The organism is Pigmentiphaga sp. CHJ604 (assembly GCF_036972535.1).
Classification (GTDB): domain Bacteria; phylum Pseudomonadota; class Gammaproteobacteria; order Burkholderiales; family Burkholderiaceae_B; genus Pigmentiphaga; species Pigmentiphaga daeguensis.
Genome location: NZ_CP136998.1, coordinates 5,574,977 through 5,591,323, shown reverse-complemented (window position 1 = coordinate 5,591,323; position 16,347 = coordinate 5,574,977). Strand labels below are relative to the sequence as shown.

Genomic DNA, 16,347 nt, shown 5'->3' with positions numbered 1-16,347 from the left:
CGCAAGCGTCACTTTTCCCGTTTACAAGCTGATACGCTATGCCGCGCTTTTCAGCGGCCCCTGGCTTCTGATTTCCCACGTTGTCCCATCTGGTGAGTTAGCAAGGAGACACCATGAACAACAAACGCAATCTGCTCAAGATCGCAGCCGCGCTGATGCTGGCCGGCACGGCCGCCGTGCCCGCCTACGCGCAGGACGTGGTCAAGGTCGGCCTGATCCTGCCGATGACGGGTCCGTTCGCGTCCACCGGCCGGCAGATCGAAGCGGCCGTCCGCCTGTACATGGCCGAACACGGCACCACCGTGGCGGGCAAGAAAATCGAGCTGATCATCAAGGACGACGCCAACGTCGCCGACACCACCAAGCGCCTGGCGCAGGAACTGGTGATCAATGACCGCGTCGCCGTGCTGGCCGGCTTCGGCCTGACGCCGCTGGCCCTGTCGACCACGCCCATCGCGACCCAGGCCAAGATTCCCATGGTGGTGATGGCCGCCGCGACCGCGATGATCACCGAACAGTCGCCCTACGTCGTGCGTTCCGGCTTCACGCTGCCGCAGGCCACGCTGGGCATCGCCCAGTGGGCGCCGAAGAACGGCATCAAGAAGGTCGTGACCCTGGTCGCCGACTACGGCCCCGGCATCGATGCCCAGAATTCGTTCAAGAAGGTCTTCACCGCCAACGGCGGCGAGGTGCTGCAAGAACTGCGCGTGCCGGTGAACAACCCCGACTTCGCGCCCTTCCTGCAGCGCGTGAGCGATGCCAAGCCCGACGCCGTGTTCGTGTTCGTGCCCTCGGGCATGGGCTCGGTGGTCATGAAGCAGTTCGCCGAGCGCGGCCTGGACAAGGCCGGCATCAAGATGATCGGCACCGGCGACGTGGTCGACGACGATCTGTTGAACGACATGGGCAACGTGGCGCTGGGCGTGGTGACGTCCATGCACTACTCCGCCGCGCTGGACAACCCGGCCAACAAGGCCTACGTGGCCGGCATCGCCAAGGCCAACAAGGGCATGCGTCCGAACTTCCACAGCGTGGGCGGCTATGACGGCATGCACCTGATCTACAAGGCCCTGGAAGCCACCAAGGGCGACACCAACGGCGACAAGCTGCTGGCCGCCATGAAGGGCCAGAAGTGGGACAGCCCGCGCGGTCCGGTCATGCTGGATCCGCAGACGCGCGAGATGGTGCAGAACGTCTACATCACCAAGGTGGAACGCGTGAACGGCGGTCTCTATAACGTGCCTTTCGACAAGATCGAAGCCGTCAAAGATCCAGCAAAGATTAAGTAACCCCCCCTACGCGCTTCGCGCGCTTCCCCAGGGGGGGCGGCACTGGCGGACCGGCGGAGCCGGATCCGCTGTGCCCTGGGGTACTACCGGGCTGGCCGGGGGTGGCGTTCTGTAGTGACGTCATGCGGGTCTTGGGTGTTGCCGTGTCTTGAGCGCGGTTTGGAATTGCGGTGGCTTCATGTTGACTATCTTGTTCGATGGCATTGCATATGGGATGCTGTTGTTCGTGCTGGCTTGCGGGCTGTCCGTGACGTTGGGGTTGATGAACTTCATCAACCTGGCGCACGGGGCGTTCGCGATGGTGGGCGGCTATGTGACCGTGCTGGCCATGCAGCGCCTGAACGTGCCTTTCCTTTTGTGTCTGCCGCTGGCCTTCATCGTGTCGGCGGTCATGGGGGCGATCCTGGAGCGCACGCTGTACAAGCGGGTGTACGGGCAATCGCACCTGAACCAGGTGTTGTTCTCGATCGGCCTGACCTTCATGGCCATGGCCATGGTCGACTACTTCATGGGATCGCAGCAACAGCTGCTGCACCTGCCGGAGTGGCTGAGCGGCCGTTCGGTCATCGGCGGCGTGGGCATCGGGCACTACCGGCTGTTCGTGATCGTGATCTGCGTGGCGCTGGTGATCGGGCTGCAACTGATCCTGAGCAAGACGCGGTTCGGCAGCCGCCTGCGTGCCTCGGTGGACGATCCGCGCGCGGCCAGCGGGCTGGGCATCAACATCAACCTGGTGTTCCTGTCGACCTTCGCCTTCGGTTCCGGCCTGGCCGGCCTGGGGGGCGCGCTGGGCGCCGACCTGCTCGGCCTGGATCCGACCTTCCCGGTCAAGTACATGATCTATTTCCTGATCGTGGTGGCCGTGGGCGGCACGTCGTCCCTGACGGGGCCGCTGGTGGCCTCGCTGCTGCTGGGCGTGGCCGACGTGGCCGGCAAATACTACATCCCCACTGTGGGGGCATTCATCATCTATTGCGTCATGATCATCATGCTGATGTGGCGCCCGCAAGGCCTGTTCGCCCGGGCGGGGGGTAAGTAATGAAAGCCACGATCGCACCCCGGGCCGCCGCCGTGGCGGCCCCTGATTCGCTGCGCGCCGTCGGCGCGCGCTGGTCCCGCATCCGGTGGTTCGAAATCGTCTTCTGGGTGGTCGCCATCGGCGCCGCCTTCGTGCTGCCCAGGGGATTCCTGCTGCTGAACGAACTGGCCATCCTGGCCTTGTTCGCGGTCTCGCTCGACCTGATCCTGGGCTACGCCGGCATCGTCTCGCTGGGGCACGCGGCCTTCTTCGGGTTGGGCGCCTATTGCGCGGCGCTGCTGGCCAAGCACTTCGGCATCGATCCTCTCCTGGGGCTGGCCATCTCGGCCGCCCTGAGCGCGCTGCTGGGACTGGTGACCAGCGTGCTGGTGATGCGCGGTTCGGACCTGACCCGTCTGATGGTGACGCTGGGCGTCGCCTTGATCCTGTACGAGATCGCCAACAAGATGGGTTGGCTGACGGGGGGCGCGGACGGCCTGACCGGCGTGACCATGGTGCCCCTGTTCGGCACCTTCGAGTTCGACCTGTTCGGCCGCACTGCCTATACCTACTCGATCATCGTGGTGGCGATATTGTTCTTCATCGCCCGGGCCATCGTGCATTCGCCGTTCGGCATGTCGCTGCAGGTGGTGCGCCAGAATCCGCTGCGCGCCGCGGCCATGGGCGTGGCCGTGAACCGCCGCCGCGCCGCCGTCTACACGCTGGCGGCCGCCTATGCGGGCGTGGCCGGCGCGCTGCTGGCGCAGACCACCGGCTTCGCCTCGCTGGACGTGCTGGCCTTCCACCGGTCGGCCGACGTGATGCTGATGCTGGTGATCGGTGGCGCCGGCTACCTGTACGGCGGCATCATCGGCGCGGTCATCTTCAAGTTCATGCAGGACTGGCTGTCGGGCATCACGCCTCAATACTGGCAATTCTGGATCGGCCTGCTGCTGGTCGTCATCGTGGTCGTCGGCCACGAGAAGCTGGTGCGTCCCTGGACCTGGTTCCGCCGTGGCCATGGAGGCAAGCAATGACCACCGTACTGCAGACCTTCAACCTGACCAAGCGCTTCGGCGGGCTGGTCGCCACCAACGACGTGTCGATCAAGGTCGAGCGCGGCGCTCGCCAGGCGCTGATCGGCCCCAACGGCGCGGGCAAGACCACGCTGATCAACCTGCTGACCGGCGTGTTGTCCGCCACTTCCGGCCGTATCGAGCTGGAAGGCGAAGACGTCACGCGCCTGCCGGTGCACGCGCGCGCACGCCGCGGCCTGGTACGCACCTTCCAGATCAACCAGCTGTTCGCCGAAATGACGCCCGCGGAATCGCTGGCGGTGGCCATCTCCGAACGCGAAGGCAAGGGCTGGCGCTGCCTGCGCCCGCTGGGCAAGCGCGGCGAGATCATGGACGAGTGCGCGGCCCTGATGGAGCAGTGCAACCTGCTCGACGTGAAAGACCGCAAGACGGCGGTGCTGCCCTACGGCAAGCAGCGCCTGCTGGAGATCGCGCTGGCGCTGGCCGCCAAGCCGCGCGTGCTGCTGCTGGACGAACCCGTGGCCGGCGTGCCCGACGGCGAGCGCCGCGAGATCCTCAACACGGTCGGCGCCCTGCCCGAGGACGTGACCATCCTGCTGATCGAACACGACATGGACCTGGTATTTTCCTTCGCCAACCGCATCTCGGTACTGGTCAACGGCGGCTTGTTCGTCGAAGGCACCAATGCCGAGATCGCCCGCGACCCGCGCGTGAAGGCGGTGTACCTGGGCGAAGAAGTGGTGGAGGGCTACCATGACTGAGCTGCTCAAGCTGGAAGGCATCGTCGCCGGCTACGGCGAAGCCAAGGTCCTGATGGGCATAGACCTGGGCCTGGGCGAAGGCCAGGCGCTGGCCTTGCTGGGCCGCAACGGCACCGGCAAGACCACGCTGATCAATACCATCGTCGGTCACACGCGGCGCTTCGCCGGCCGCCTGCACCTGGGGGGCCGGGACATCACCGGGCTGCGTCCGGACCAGCGTGCGCTGGCGGGCATCGGATGGGTGCCGCAGGAGCGCAACATCTTCAAGTCGCTGACCGTCGAGGAAAACCTGACCGCCGTGGCCGTGCCCGGACCGTGGAACCTCAAGCGCATCTACGAGATGTTCCCGCGCCTGCAGGAACGCAAGGCCAACATGGGCAACCAGCTCTCGGGCGGCGAGCAGCAGATGCTGGCCATCGGCCGCGCGCTGATGCTGAACCCGCGCGTGCTGCTGCTGGACGAGCCGCTGGAAGGGCTCGCGCCCATCATCGTGCAGGAACTGATGAGCGCCCTGCAGCGGATCATCCGCGACGAGGGGATGTCGGTGATCCTGGTCGAGCAGAACGCCCGCAAGGCGCTCAGCATCACCGACTCCGCCATCGTGCTGGAACGCGGCAGCGTGGTGCACGCCAGCTCCGCGCAGGCCTTGCTGGCCGATGGCGCGACGCTGGACGGATTGCTGGGCGTGGCCAAGCATTAGGATGTGGCGAAAGCCGGAAGTCCCTGGCGGCTTCCGGCGCGTTTGCCTCAGAGCCGGGCGTCGGCGTGCTCGCACTGCCGGGGCAGGGCCGGTACCGCTGCGCGGCGGTAGTCCCGGGGAGTGAAGCCCTGCTGGTCGACGAAGAACTTCGAGAAATGGCTTTGCGCGCCAAAGCCGCAGCGCTGCGACAGCTCGGCGATGGGACCCGCGTCGTCGGCCAGATACTCCACCGCGGCATGCAGCCGCAGCATATTGACATAGTGCTTGGGCGACAGGCCCGTGCAGGCAGTGAACAGTTCGAAGAAGCGGGAGCGGGACAGGCCTACCCGCGCGGCGATCTCCTGGGTGGGCAGCGGTTCTTCCAGGTGTTCCTGCATCAACGAGATCGCCCGCCGGATGCGATAGTCGTTGCTGCGGGCAGGCCGTTCGCGATTCGGATAGGTGGGGCCGTGCTGATGGCAAAGATGCTCGGCGAGCTCGCCGAACAAGGCCTGGACTTCGGGGGCGTTGAGCTCGACCGCCTCGAGCATGTGCCTGGCCAGACGCTGGGCGAGCTCGACCGCGCGTGTTCCCAGTTGAACGCTGCTGTGCCGAAAAAAACGCACATAAGAGGGCAGGCCGGGAAACTGTTCCTCGATCCACAGGGGCGAGAAATACAGCATCAGGATCGTGCTCTTGCCCTGGCCGACGGAGAGGTTGGCGTGCAGTTCGTGGCTATTGACGAGGACGGCGTGGCGGGGGGCCAGCATCGCCGACGTTTCTCCAACCTGGTATTCATGGCAGGGGCCGTCCAGTTCGATCATGGCATGGTGGACGGGATGCGCATGCGGGCCTGCGGGACGCACCTTGTCGAGCAGGCAGGCCCGGCCGATATGGCCATGGGTAACGGCTAGGACTCTGGACACGTGGCACTTCCTTCGCCCCGAAGGCGATGAGACGGCGATGTTGCGTGTGTGCGGACAGTATATCCAAGGCCCCGGCGAACGCCATCGGCTGGCCAGACAAAATCGGATGAATTCATAAATCGGCAGACGCAGGCGTAATGGCCGCCCAGGCCCGCGTTCCTACACTCCCTGGCACCCAAGGACACATTGCCAAGAAAGGAGAGACGGAATGACCCAGGATCTGATCGTCGGTGGCGCCATGCTGCCGCATGCCCCGCAGTTCTTTACCTTGCCCGATACCGAGGACAAGAACACCGTCCAGCGCGTTCGGGACGTGGCTGCATCGATCGGGGAGCGGCTGCAGGCGCTGGAGCCGGAGCTGTGGATCATGATTGCCAACGACCATGCGCAGCAATTCTTCCACCAGTGCGCGCCGCCGTTCACGCTGCACGTGGGTGGCGTGGCCAGGGGCGAGTTCGCGGGCCGGGGGTTTCGCTACCAGGTGCCCAGCGACATTTCCTTCGCGATCGTCGAGGACCTGTACCGGTCGGGCTTCGATCCCGCCTTCACCAGCAGTGCCGAGATCGACTATGCGCTCGGCATTCCGTTGACGCACCTGGGGGTATCCGCGCCCGTACTGCCGGTCTACGTGAACGCCTATCTGCCGCCGCAACCGACCACTGAGCGATGCTATGCCTTCGGCGTGGCGTTGGCCAACGCCGTGCGCCGCCTTGGCTTGCGCACGGTCGTCGTCGCCAGCGGCGGCATGTCGCATTTTCCTGGAACGGACCGCTACAGCCAGCCCGACCTGGAGTTCGACAACCGGGTACTGGACACCCTGCGAACCGGCAATCTGAAGTCGCTGATCGGATACGCCGAGTCGAAGCTGGACGATACCGGCAACATCGAGCTGCGCTGCTGGGCGGTGGCCGCGGGAGCGCTGGGCGAGCGCGTTCCCGACGTGGTGCAGATGGATCCGAGCTGGCACCACAACTATGCCTCGGTGGGATTCTTTTCTCCGCCCCGGCCGGCTCCTCGCCCGCACTATCCGCGCATCGCTCCCGAGTTGGCGGAGCTGACGCGCGCCCTGCATGGCCTGGCCTACGATCAGGCCAACCAGCGTGCCTTCGTCGCGGATCCGCGGGCCTACGTCGCCCGCTTCGAACTCAGCGAGGCGCATCGCGGAGCCTTGCTGGACATGGACCAGCTCAAGTTCGCCGAGATGGGGCTGCATCCGCTGATCGGGTTCCTGGCGAACATGAACATCCGGCATCTGCGCGCCGAGCAGGGAGGCGGACGATGAAGGACACGCTGGCTGGAGAGGTACAGGCCTCGTTCATCGACGGCGCCCGGGTGGCGCCGGGCGTGGCGCGCATGCCGTGGCGCCAGGCCGGCAGCGGCGGCATGCTGGCCATTGCCGAGGCGGACGAAGGCATCGTGGCGCAGGCGGTTGACAGCGCGCGGCGCGCGTTCCAGGCGCAGCGCCCTGCGCCGTCGACCGTGCGCCTGCGGCACCTGCAATGCCTGAAGGACGCCCTGTCCCGGGAGGCCGCGGCCTTGGCGCGCCTCATCAGCGAGGACGTCGGCAAGCCGATACGCGTGGCGCGCGGGGAGGTGGCGCGGGGCCTGCAATTCGTCGAAGCATGCATGTCGGAGCTGTCACATCTGGGGGGCGAAGTCCTGCCCCTGGATGCCGTGCCCGCCGGCGTGGGGCGCATCGGCTACACCCGCCGCTTCCCCTATGGGGTCGTGGGTGCGATCACGCCGTTCAATGCGCCGGTGAACCTGCTCGTGCAGAAACTGGCCCCCGCGCTGGCGGCGGGCAACGCGTGCGTGGCCAAGCCCGCTCCGGCGTCGCTGCGCACGGCCCTGCACCTGGCTGCCGCGGCGGTCGAGGCGGGCCTGCCTCCGGGCATGATGAACGTGCTGGCGGGCGACAAGGCGACGGCGCTGGCCCTGGCGGGCCATCCCGACGTCGGCGTCGTGTCGTTCACGGGCGGGGTGCAGGCCGGGGAAGCACTGGCCAGGGCGACGGGCGTGCGCCGATTCGTGTCGGAACTGGGGTCGAGCGCCGCCAATGTCGTACTGGCCGACGCGGACCTGGAGTCGGCCGTCGCCAAGATCGCCACGGCGGCGTTCGAGGCCAGCGGGCAACAGTGCATATCGGCGCAGCGGATCATCGTCGAGGCGCGGATCTACGACGAGTTCGCGGAACGTTTCGCCGCCGCTGCCGGACGGATGCGGGTCGGGCCCGCCGACGACGAGCGGACGGACGTCGGCCCGCTGGTGTCCGAGGCGTCGGCCGATCGCATCATGGCCCTGTGCGACGATGCGATCTCGCTGGGCGCACGCTATCGGCTCGCGCCCCGCCGCGAGGGGCTGGTCCTGTCTCCGGTCATCATCGAGGAGCTTTCACCGTCGGCGCGGCTATGGCACGAGGAAGTCTTCGGGCCTGTGGCCGTGCTGATCCGGGCCAGCGATGCCAACCATGCACTGGAACTGGCCAATGATTCTCCCTTCGGTCTCCAGGGGGCGGTGTTTACCCGCAGTCTGAGCCAGGCGTTCCGGTTCGCCGAGTCTTTCGAGGTGGGGGCGTTGTGGGTGAACGAGGCCAGTCGCTTCCGCCTGGACATGTACCCCTTCGGCGGCATGAAACTGAGCGGCACCGGTAGGGAAGGCGTGCGCTATGCCATCGAGGAGTTGTCGCAACTCAAGTTCACGGGTATTGCCTGGCAGTAGCGCCAAGGCGTGCCGTCCATCAAGGACGGCACGCCTTCTTCTTCAGTTCATCAAGGGAAGTCCTTGCTCGGCCACGACACGCTTCCACTTGGCGACTTCGCCCTGGAAGAACCTGTCGAACTGGGCGGGAGAGCCCGACATGCCTTCCGCTCCGAGTTGCTCGAGCCGGGACTTGAATTCGCCGGACGCCAGGGCCTTGGCCATCATTTCGTTGAGTTGCGCCACGCGTCTGGAATCCATGCCGGAAGGGCCGAAGATGCCGAACCACGAGACGAATGAATACTTGGGATAGCCCGATTCCGCCACGGTGGGAAGATCGGGCAGCGCTTCGGACCGCGCCGACCCGGTGACGGCGATGCCGCGCAGTTTGCCGCTGCGGACGTGTCCCACCACCGCCGGCATCAATTCGAACACCAGGTCGAGATTGCCCGCCATCACGTCGGCCATCGCCGGTCCTCCGCTCTTGTACGGCACGTGAAGGAGGTCCACGCCGACTTCGCTCTTGAACAGTTCGACCGACAGGTGACTGGAGGTACCGATGCCGGCGGTGCCGAAGGTCAGCTTGCCAGGATGTTTCTTGGCCTCTGCGACGAGCTCGCTCACGTTGCGCAGCCGGGAAGACGGATTGACCGCTATGACGTTCTGCAGCGAAGCCACGCCGCTGATGGCGACCAGGTCCTTCAGCGGGTCCACGGGCATGCTGCGCATCAGGCTGGGGTTGCTGGCCAGGCTCGTGGCGCCGAGCAGCAGGGTATGGCCGTCCTTGTCCTGGGCGCGCGCGACGAGCTCGGCGCCGATGTTGCCCCCCGCACCGGGTTTGTTTTCGACCACCACGGGTTTGCCTGCGATGCCCGCCAGTTCCTTGGCGACCGAGCGTCCGAGGATGTCGCCCGCGCCGCCTGGCGCATAAGGCACGATCAGCGTGATGGGCCGCGTGGGAAAGGCCTCGGCGGCAAGCAGGGGGGCATGGGCTCCGAAGGCCAGGGCGAGGAGTGCAGCCTGTTTCAGGACGAGGGGCGGACGACGATGCATGGGGACTCCTGATGGTTGAAAAAGGCATCGGCGAGTGTAGGAGGGGCTTCATTCTTTGTAGTTATCCCACTGTCCTCCCATTTACGCATTGATCTCATTTTTTGCGCCGGCGACGCCGGCGTGGATCGCCTGCGCAATTAATCGGACGCCATCGTAAATGCGGCGACGAAACGGTAATGGGCCGCCGCGACCCCATTCCTATAATCCGCTTCAATTTCCGGATACGCCCTCGTCACCTGATCACAAGGAGGCAGCATGAACCGGCAGTCGAGTCTTTGCGCGACGATCCTCGTCTCGCTGTTGGGAGGCGGCACGGCATGCGCCGCCGGCTATCCCGATCGCCCCATCAAGATGGTGGTGCCGTTCGCGGTGGGCGGACTGAACGACGTGCTCGCCCGCATCATCGCGCCGCGGTTGACGGCCGAGCTGGGCCAGCCCGTGGTGGTGGAGAACAAGGGGGGCGCTGGCAGCGTCGTGGGCACCGAGCAGGCCGCACGCGCCAGGCCCGATGGCTACACATTGCTGCTGTCCAGCGCCGCGCTGGCCATCAATCCCTCGCTGTACAAGAAACTGCCTTACGACGTGCAGCGCGACTTCGTTCCCGTCATCCAGATCTCGAGCACCCAGATGGTGCTGCTGCGTTCGCCCAAGTTCGAGCCGGACTCCGCCCCCGCGCTGGTCGACTACCTACGCAAGCATCCGGGCAAAGTGAACTATGCATCGTCCGGCGTGGGGTCGCCCAGCCACCTGGCCTCGGAGCTGTTCGTGCGCACGTACAAGCTCGACACGGTACACGTGCCCTATAAGGGCGCGGGCCCCGCGTTGGCGGCGATCGCGGCGGGCGAGGCGGAGTTCTGCGTGGACGTGCTGCCCACGGCGATGACGATGCACAAGTCCGGCATGCTGAAGATCCTCGCGCTGGCCGGCGACAAGCGCTCGCCGCTGCTGCCGGACGTGCCGACGCTGGCCGAGGTGGGCTTTCCCGAGTATGCCGCCAGCTCGTGGAACGTCATCATGGCGCCGGCGCACACGCCAGCCGATGTATTGGACAAGCTGCGCGCGACGCTCAGAAAGATCATGGAGTCCGACGACATGCGCGAGCGGATGCGGCAATTGGCGGTGGAGCCCAGGTCGGTGACGGGCGAGGCGCTGGCCGCGTTCATCGCCAGCGAAACGGACAAATGGGGCAACCTGATCCAGTCGGCCTCGATCACGGCCGACTAGCGCGAACCGATACTTGAGGGGAGTGGAGAATCATGCGAGACGGATACCATGTCGTGGACCTGCGAGCCCGCCCGCCTACCAAGGAGATCCTGACCTATTTCACGCCGGATCACTTGAAGTTCTTCGGTGGCCACCTGGGAATGAAGACCATCCCGCCGTCCTACCTGAATGCGTCGGTGGAACTGTTTTTCCAGGAGGCGGATCGCGCCGGCGTGGACCGGATGCTGTGCGTGCATCGGGTGGTGCCGGCCGCAGGCGGATCGCCGCGCAGCGACGTATCCAACGACCATATCGCCGAAGTGGTGCATGCCCATCCCGACCGCCTGTCGGGCGTCGCGGGCATCGACGTGGGCGGGGACTTCGGCGACCCCCTGGAGGAAACCCGCCGGGCCATCGACGACCTGGGCCTGCGCGGCATCCATATCGCGCCCACGCGCAGCGCGCTCGCCACGCACTGGGACGACCGGCGCCTTTATCCGCTGTACGAGTTGTGCGATGACCGCAAGGTGCCGGTGGTGCTGATGTCCGGACCGTTCGCGGGGCCGGAGATCGAGGATACTCACCCGCGGTACATCCAGGGGGTGGCGCGGGACTTTCCCAACCTGTCCATCGTTGCCGGGCACGCCTGCTGGCCCTTTTTCGCCGAGCTGCTGGGCGTGGCCTATCGCCACGAGAACGTATACGTATCGGCCGATGCCTACCTCTTCATGCCTGGGGGAGACCTGCTGGTCCAGGCGGCCAACGGGTTCCTGCAGGACCAGATGATGTACGGGTCAGGATATCCGGTGCGGGAGATCGACGCCTGCCTGGACGCGTACATGCAACTTCCCTTGTCGGATACGAGCTTTCGCAAGACGCTGGGCGAGAACGCGGTGCGAGTGTTCGGACTGCCCGGGCCTGCCGCCGTGGATTCGACCCGGGAGGGCCGGGATGGCCGCGCCGCCCAATGACGGCGTGACGGTGATAACCGGGGCCAGTGGCGGGATAGGAGCGGCTCTTGCCCGGCGTGTGCTGGCAGAGGGCGGACGGGTGGTCAACCTGTCCGACCGGCCGCCCGCGGTGCCGCTCGGTGCCATGGACCGGATCGTCGACCTGACCGACGCCGTGGCCACGCGGGAGGTGTGCGAGGCCATCTTGCGCGAGCACCGCGTGACCGGCTTCGTGCATTGCGCGGGAATACCGCACATGGCGCCAGTCGAGGCTTTCGACGCCGAAGGCTTCGACCGCATCGTGCACCTCCATCTGCGCGCCGCCATGCAATGCATCGGCCTCGTGGTCCCGTCCATGAAAGCCCGGCGACATGGGCACATCGTGCTGCTGGGTAGCCGGGTCAGCCTGGGGCGCGTGCGCAGCTCGCTCTACGGCGCGGTGAAGTCCGGCATCCTGGGCATGGCCAGGGCCTTGGCGGTTGAACTGGCGCCGCACGGCATCAATGTCAACGTCGTCAGCCCCGGGCCGGTGGATACGCCCATGCTACGGGTCTACCACCCCGCCGGCTCGGAGCGGGCCCTGGCGCTGGAGGCCTCGATTCCCATGGGACGGGTAGCGCAGCCCGAGGACGTGGCCAATGCGGCCATGTTCTTCCTGCGGGACGAGACGTCCTATGTCACGGGGCAGAACCTGTTCGTGTGTGGCGGGCGGGACATCGCGGCGGCCGAGCGGGGCTGACGGCGGTCTCAGTCCGCGTCCATGATGGATCCGCAGGTCAGGTTGACGATGGCGCCCGTCATCGCGCCCGCGCGGTCGGAGGCCGCGAAGGCCGCCGCATCCGCCACCTCGGCGATCCGCGGCAGGCGCCCCAGCGCCGTTCCTGCATTCATGTAGTCCCGGATCTCGCGCAGCTCGGCCTCGGCTTCCGGCGGCCAGGTCTCCGGCAGCGCGTCCGAGCGCAGGCAGACGACGCGCACGCCGTGCCGCCCCAGTTCCCCCGCGAAGGTTCGGGCCATTGCCTCGATGGCCGTGCACGCGACGGCGAACCCGCCGGTCCGGTGGTAGACCCGATCCCGGCCGGACAGGCCGGCGGACGTCGCCGAAAGCGCCAGGATGACGCCGTGCCCCTGCCGCACCATGTGCCGGGCCGCGCCGCGCATCGTCAGGAAATTGGCCCGCACGCCCGTCTCCACGGGCGCCATGAAATCGGCCATGGCCATGTCCAGCAGTGGAGTGCCCTGCAGGTCGCCGCGGATACTGGCAGCGTTCAGGCTGACGTCGATGCGTCCGGCCTTGGCCGCGACGTCGGCGCCGTAGACGATGGCGGTCTTGTCCTGAAGCAGCATGTGTGTCTCTCTGGAGCGGGCCGTGGGCGGCCTCGTGGTCTGTATCGAAGGCGATCCGGCTGCCTCGCGCATCATTATCGGCCAAGGGTGCCTGGTCCACCCGCAACCCTGGAGGTATCCTCTGGGGCGATACATCGTCCCAAGGATCTCCATGCGCCTCCTGTGGACCTACCTCAAGCCCCACCGCTCCCTGGCCTTCGTCGCGCTGCTGCTGGCGGGCGCCTCCCAGGTACTGGCCCTGGTCGACCCCATCATCTTCGGCCGCATCATCGACGAGTACGCGATCAATCGCGCCGGCAAGACCGAGCACGAGCTGGTCACGGGCGTGCTGGGACTGCTGGGCCTGGCGGTGGGGATCGCCATCCTGTCGCGCCTGGCCCGCGCCTTGCAGGAGTACACGACCCGGCTGGTGATGCAGAAGCTGGGCACGCATCTTTTCAACGACGGCCTGCGGCAGGTGCTGCGCCTGCGCTTCCAGGAGTTCGAGGACCTGCGCAGCGGCGAGGTGCTGTCCCTGCTGCAGAAGGTCCGGGCGGACAGCGAGCGTTTCATCAACACCTTTATCAACACGGTGTTCGCGGCGGTGGTGGGAGTGGGTTTCCTGACCTGGTATTCGGTCACGAAGAACTGGCTGCTGGTGCCGGTGTTCCTGGTCGGGGTGCTGCTGCTGGGCGGGCTGACCGGCCTGCTCAGCCGCGAGATCAAGACGCAGCAGCGTTCCATCGTGCGCGAGACCAACCGCAATTCGGGCTTCATCACCGAGTCGTTGCGCAACGTGGAGCTGATCAAGAGCCTGGGGTTGACCTTTCCGGAGATCCGCCGCCTGCAGGCGCAGACGGCGGCGATCTTCGCGCTGGAGATGGAGAAGGTCAAGCGGATACGGGTGCTGTCCTTCCTGCAGGGCATGACGCTGAGCCTGTTGCGGCTGTCCATCCTGTTCGCGCTGCTGTGGCTGATTTTCCGCGAGGTGCTGAGCCCGGGCGAACTGATCGCGATGCAGTTCATCTCGGTAGCGATCTTCGCGCCGCTGCAGGAGCTGGGCAACATCATCCTGGCCTATCGCGAGGTGGATGCCTCGCTGCTGAACTTCGGCGCGCTGATGAAGAAGCCGGTGGAACGGCGGCCACCCGGCGCGGTGGACGTGGGCCCGGTGCGGGACGTGCGTTTCGAGCAGGTCTGTTTTCGCCACAAGGGGGCGCCGGACTACGCGCTGGAAGACGTGTCGTTCGACGCGGAACTGGGTGACACGATCGCGTTCGTGGGGCCGTCGGGTTCGGGCAAGTCGACCCTGGTGAAGCTGTTGGTGGGGCTGTATCCGCCGGCCAGCGGGACGGTGTCGTACAACGGCCAGCCCACGACGGCGCTGCGCTTCAACCGCGTCCGGCGGCAGATCGGATTCGTGACGCAAGAGGCGCACATGTTCGCGGGCACGATCCGCGAGAACCTGTGCCTGGTCAAGCCCGACGCCACCGACGAGGAAATGGTGACGGCGATGGAACAGGCGTCCTGCGCCTATCTGCTGACCAAATCGCCGGACGGGCTGGACACGGCGATAGGCGAGATGGGGATGAAGCTGTCGGGCGGCGAGAAGCAGCGCCTGTCGATCGCCCGCGCGCTGATCCGCCAGCCCCGGCTCCTGATCTTCGACGAGGCGACCTCGGCGCTGGATTCGCTGACCGAGGAACAGATCAACGAGACGGTGCGGCGCATCTGCGCGCGCCGCACGCAGATCACGATCCTGATCGCGCACCGGCTGTCGACCGTGATGCAGGCCGACACCATCTTCGTGCTGGAAAAAGGGCGTATCGTGGAGCAGGGCAGCCACGCGCGGCTGCTGGAAGGCAAGGGACTTTATTATGCGATGTGGCGGCAGCAGATAGGCGAGCGGCCCGCCGCGCCGACGTCCGAGGACCTGCCCGCCGATGAACCCGAGGATGCCTATGACCCGCTCCCGCCCGGGCCCTGACGCCCCCGACTCCCGCTTCGGCCCCGGCCGTCACGCCCTGCGCGGCGCCACGCTGAGTTTCCATGCCGATCCTTTCCTGTCGGATCCGCACGCCTCGTACACCCACCTGCCCGATGCGCTGGTAGTGATCGAGGACGGCCGGATCGCGGAAGCCGGCCCCTACGACCGGCTGCGCGCCTCGGTCGAAGGCTCCATGCCGGTGGCGCACTATCCGGACGCCCTGATCTTGCCCGGCTTCGTCGACACCCACATCCATTACCCGCAGACCCAGATGATCGGCGCCTTCGGCGAGCAATTGCTGGAGTGGCTGAACAAGTACACCTTCGTGACCGAGCAGCAGTTCGCCGACCCGGCGCACGCCGGGATGGTCAGCGAACTGTTCCTGCGCGAGCTGCTGCGGGCGGGCACGACGACGGCGGCGGTGTACTGCACGGTGCATCCCGGGTCGGTGGACGCCTTCTTCCAGGCCTCGCAGCGCTTCGACACGCGCATGATTGCCGGCAAGGTGCTGATGGACCGCAACGCGCCGCAGGCGCTGCGGGATACGGTGCAAAGCGGCTACGAGGATTCCCGGGACCTGATCGCCAAGTGGCACGGCAACGGGCGCCAGCTGTATTGCATCACGCCGCGCTTCGCGGCGACCTCGTCCCAGGCGCAGCTGGAGTCGGCCGCCCGCCTGTGGCGCGAGCATCCCGGCACCTACATGCAGACCCATCTGAGCGAGAACCTGGGCGAGGTGGGCTGGATCGCCGAGCTGTTTCCGGACTGCTGCGATTATTTCGAGGTCTACCGGCGCGCCGGGCTGGCGGGGCCGCGCGCCATCTTCGCGCACGCGGTGCACGTCTCGGAAGACGAACTGTGCGCCTGTCACCGGGCAGGGGCGGCATTGGCGCACTGCCCGACCTCCAATCTGTTCCTGGGCAGCGGCCTGTTCCGGGTGTTCGACGCCAAGCGGGCCGACCGGCCGGTGCGGGTGGGGCTGGGCACGGACATAGGCGGGGGCACGGCCTTCTCGCAATTGCAGACCTTGAACGAAGCCTACAAGGTGGCGGCCCTGAACCAGACGCGGCTGACCGCCGCCCACGCGTTCTACCTGGCGACCCGGGGCGGTGCCCACGCGCTGTACCTGGACGACCGCCTGGGGGCCATCGAGCCGGGCTACGAGGCCGATTTGGTGGTGCTGGACCTGAAATCCACGCCCCTGATGGATTTCCGGATGCGCTATTGCGCCGACCTGATGGAGCAGTTGTTCGTGCTGATGACGCTGGGCGACGACCGGGCGGTGCGCGCCACCTACGTGGCGGGGCGGCCCGTGTACGACCGGTCGCGCCAGCCGGCGCCTTTCCGGTACGCGCACGGTTCGGCGGCCCCCGCGCCGGCTTGCTAGAATCAGTATTCGTTTCCGCGCCCGCGTCCGGCGG

At 66.7% G+C, this 16,347-nt stretch carries 15 protein-coding genes; 12 read left to right on the top strand and 3 right to left on the bottom strand.

The annotated features are described in order from the left end of the window. Positions 1–113 precede the first annotated feature (113 nt). From R4823_RS26880 to R4823_RS26860, 5 genes are all read left to right on the top strand, one after another. Positions 114–1,289, top strand: coding sequence for an ABC transporter substrate-binding protein (locus R4823_RS26880; protein ID WP_087838129.1), 1,176 nt, complete (start codon positions 114–116; stop codon positions 1,287–1,289). Between the two features lie 178 nt (positions 1,290–1,467). Then, positions 1,468–2,328, top strand: a complete 861-nt coding sequence (locus R4823_RS26875) for a branched-chain amino acid ABC transporter permease (RefSeq protein ID WP_087838128.1) — start codon at positions 1,468–1,470, stop codon at positions 2,326–2,328. Further along, the gene (locus R4823_RS26870; protein ID WP_087838127.1) at positions 2,328–3,344 is read left to right on the top strand and encodes a branched-chain amino acid ABC transporter permease; all 1,017 of its coding nucleotides are present in this window, start codon (positions 2,328–2,330) and stop codon (positions 3,342–3,344) included. The genes R4823_RS26875 and R4823_RS26870 overlap by 1 nt, the downstream gene beginning before the upstream one ends. Then, on the top strand, positions 3,341–4,105 hold the full coding sequence (locus R4823_RS26865; RefSeq protein WP_087838126.1) for an ABC transporter ATP-binding protein: 765 nt from the start codon (positions 3,341–3,343) through the stop codon (positions 4,103–4,105). The genes R4823_RS26870 and R4823_RS26865 overlap by 4 nt, the downstream gene beginning before the upstream one ends. Next, a complete protein-coding gene (locus R4823_RS26860) occupies positions 4,098–4,805 on the top strand; it encodes an ABC transporter ATP-binding protein (protein ID WP_338616795.1) in 708 nt (235 codons plus the stop codon). Before R4823_RS26865 ends, R4823_RS26860 begins: the two co-directional genes overlap by 8 nt. A gap of 47 nt (positions 4,806–4,852) precedes the next feature. Here R4823_RS26860 and R4823_RS26855 read toward each other — a convergent pair whose 3' ends face one another. After that, the gene (locus R4823_RS26855) at positions 4,853–5,710 is read right to left on the bottom strand and encodes an AraC family transcriptional regulator (protein WP_132979489.1); all 858 of its coding nucleotides are present in this window, start codon (positions 5,708–5,710) and stop codon (positions 4,853–4,855) included. A 208-nt stretch (positions 5,711–5,918) separates the two neighbouring features. Here R4823_RS26855 and R4823_RS26850 point away from each other — a divergent pair, with 208 nt between their 5' ends. Together R4823_RS26850 and R4823_RS26845 are read left to right on the top strand one after the other, a co-directional pair. Next, entirely contained in the window at positions 5,919–6,992 is a 1,074-nt protein-coding gene (locus tag R4823_RS26850; RefSeq protein ID WP_087838123.1) for a hypothetical protein, read from the top strand. Then, positions 6,989–8,428 (top strand): aldehyde dehydrogenase family protein, encoded by a 1,440-nt coding sequence (locus R4823_RS26845; protein WP_279817859.1) that lies wholly within the window; start codon positions 6,989–6,991, stop codon positions 8,426–8,428. The genes R4823_RS26850 and R4823_RS26845 overlap by 4 nt, the downstream gene beginning before the upstream one ends. Before the next feature lie 42 nt (positions 8,429–8,470). Here the strand turns inward: R4823_RS26845 and R4823_RS26840 are convergent, their stop codons facing one another. Then, the gene (locus R4823_RS26840; RefSeq protein WP_338616791.1) at positions 8,471–9,460 is read right to left on the bottom strand and encodes a tripartite tricarboxylate transporter substrate binding protein; all 990 of its coding nucleotides are present in this window, start codon (positions 9,458–9,460) and stop codon (positions 8,471–8,473) included. 255 nt (positions 9,461–9,715) lie between these two features. Between R4823_RS26840 and R4823_RS26835 the strand changes: the two genes are divergently transcribed. Genes R4823_RS26835 through R4823_RS26825 form a run of 3 tightly spaced genes read left to right on the top strand, consistent with a single transcriptional unit; the run spans position 9,716 to position 12,352 of the window. Beyond that, positions 9,716–10,684, top strand: a complete 969-nt coding sequence (locus R4823_RS26835) for a tripartite tricarboxylate transporter substrate binding protein (protein WP_087838120.1) — start codon at positions 9,716–9,718, stop codon at positions 10,682–10,684. A gap of 32 nt (positions 10,685–10,716) precedes the next feature. Beyond that, positions 10,717–11,634: an amidohydrolase family protein gene (locus R4823_RS26830; RefSeq protein WP_087838119.1), complete on the top strand. Its 918-nt coding sequence runs from the start codon at positions 10,717–10,719 to the stop codon at positions 11,632–11,634. Beyond that, positions 11,615–12,352 carry an SDR family oxidoreductase gene (locus tag R4823_RS26825; RefSeq protein ID WP_087838118.1) on the top strand — a complete coding sequence of 246 codons (738 nt, stop codon included), beginning with the start codon at positions 11,615–11,617 and terminating at the stop codon, positions 12,350–12,352. The genes R4823_RS26830 and R4823_RS26825 overlap by 20 nt, the downstream gene beginning before the upstream one ends. Positions 12,353–12,360: 8 nt before the next feature. Here R4823_RS26825 and R4823_RS26820 read toward each other — a convergent pair whose 3' ends face one another. Continuing rightward, on the bottom strand, positions 12,361–12,960 hold the full coding sequence (locus R4823_RS26820; RefSeq protein ID WP_132979492.1) for an SDR family oxidoreductase: 600 nt from the start codon (positions 12,958–12,960) through the stop codon (positions 12,361–12,363). A gap of 151 nt (positions 12,961–13,111) precedes the next feature. On the opposite strand from R4823_RS26820, the gene R4823_RS26815 reads away from it, so the two are divergent. After that, on the top strand, positions 13,112–14,926 hold the full coding sequence (locus tag R4823_RS26815) for an ABC transporter ATP-binding protein (RefSeq protein ID WP_338616786.1): 1,815 nt from the start codon (positions 13,112–13,114) through the stop codon (positions 14,924–14,926). Further along, positions 14,901–16,313 (top strand): guanine deaminase, encoded by a 1,413-nt coding sequence (guaD, locus tag R4823_RS26810; protein WP_338616785.1) that lies wholly within the window; start codon positions 14,901–14,903, stop codon positions 16,311–16,313. The genes R4823_RS26815 and guaD overlap by 26 nt, the downstream gene beginning before the upstream one ends. Positions 16,314–16,347 lie beyond the last annotated feature (34 nt).

Excerpts from the sequence above, each read along its gene's own strand:
- R4823_RS26880 (WP_087838129.1), top strand. The coding sequence starts at position 114 with ATGAACAACAAACGCAATCTGCTCAAGATCGCAGCCGCGCTGATGCTG.
- R4823_RS26875 (WP_087838128.1), top strand. The coding sequence starts at position 1,468 with ATGTTGACTATCTTGTTCGATGGCATTGCATATGGGATGCTGTTGTTC.
- R4823_RS26870 (WP_087838127.1), top strand. The coding sequence starts at position 2,328 with ATGAAAGCCACGATCGCACCCCGGGCCGCCGCCGTGGCGGCCCCTGAT.
- R4823_RS26865 (WP_087838126.1), top strand. The coding sequence starts at position 3,341 with ATGACCACCGTACTGCAGACCTTCAACCTGACCAAGCGCTTCGGCGGG.
- R4823_RS26860 (WP_338616795.1), top strand. The coding sequence starts at position 4,098 with ATGACTGAGCTGCTCAAGCTGGAAGGCATCGTCGCCGGCTACGGCGAA.
- R4823_RS26850 (WP_087838123.1), top strand. The coding sequence starts at position 5,919 with ATGACCCAGGATCTGATCGTCGGTGGCGCCATGCTGCCGCATGCCCCG.
- R4823_RS26845 (WP_279817859.1), top strand. The coding sequence starts at position 6,989 with ATGAAGGACACGCTGGCTGGAGAGGTACAGGCCTCGTTCATCGACGGC.
- R4823_RS26840 (WP_338616791.1), bottom strand. The coding sequence starts at position 9,460 with ATGCATCGTCGTCCGCCCCTCGTCCTGAAACAGGCTGCACTCCTCGCC.
- R4823_RS26835 (WP_087838120.1), top strand. The coding sequence starts at position 9,716 with ATGAACCGGCAGTCGAGTCTTTGCGCGACGATCCTCGTCTCGCTGTTG.
- R4823_RS26830 (WP_087838119.1), top strand. The coding sequence starts at position 10,717 with ATGCGAGACGGATACCATGTCGTGGACCTGCGAGCCCGCCCGCCTACC.
- R4823_RS26825 (WP_087838118.1), top strand. The coding sequence starts at position 11,615 with ATGGCCGCGCCGCCCAATGACGGCGTGACGGTGATAACCGGGGCCAGT.
- R4823_RS26820 (WP_132979492.1), bottom strand. The coding sequence starts at position 12,960 with ATGCTGCTTCAGGACAAGACCGCCATCGTCTACGGCGCCGACGTCGCG.
- R4823_RS26815 (WP_338616786.1), top strand. The coding sequence starts at position 13,112 with ATGCGCCTCCTGTGGACCTACCTCAAGCCCCACCGCTCCCTGGCCTTC.
- guaD (WP_338616785.1), top strand. The coding sequence starts at position 14,901 with ATGACCCGCTCCCGCCCGGGCCCTGACGCCCCCGACTCCCGCTTCGGC.